This is a genomic window from Bacillus sp. SIMBA_008, assembly GCF_046535495.1.
GTDB lineage: Bacteria > Bacillota > Bacilli > Bacillales > Bacillaceae > Bacillus > Bacillus subtilis.
The window spans coordinates 1-376 of the sequence record NZ_JAWRWL010000091.1 but is presented as its reverse complement, the minus strand read 5'-3'; the positions used below and the strand labels follow the sequence as shown (position 1 = coordinate 376).

Annotated in this window: 1 protein-coding gene; it reads right to left on the bottom strand. The window is 73.1% G+C overall.

Going from position 1 to position 376, the window contains the following annotated elements; all coding sequences use genetic code 11:
* Positions 1–307, bottom strand: a 307-nt coding sequence (locus SB658_RS22285) for a hypothetical protein (protein WP_410602377.1), incomplete at its 3' end; no start/stop codon positions are given.
* Positions 308–376 lie beyond the last annotated feature (69 nt).

Below are 376 nucleotides of genomic sequence, written 5' to 3'. Positions count from 1 at the left end.
CGGCACGCGAGGCGACGCCCACGACGACGGCGGAGACACCGGCGATGGCGGCGAGGGCGAAGAAGCGACGACGGTCGATTCCCTTCGGGGCGGCCGGGTTCTCGGGCACCTCGCCTGTCGCGGAAGCATGTGGCTGCACGACGGCTGCACGCCAGGCGCGCAGCCGCCGCACGAGCAGGACGAGGATCAGGGATCCGACGACCGTGCCGATCACGGGCGGGAGGAAGGCGAGCGGAGTGACGCCGGCGCGCGTCACGATGGCGGCCGTGGAGAGCACGCCGGCGATGACCAGCGCGATGACGCCCAACGGTGCCCTCACGAGCTGCAGGATGCCGGCGCGAGCCTCGCCCGGCTGTTCGGCGTGATCGGTCTGCCC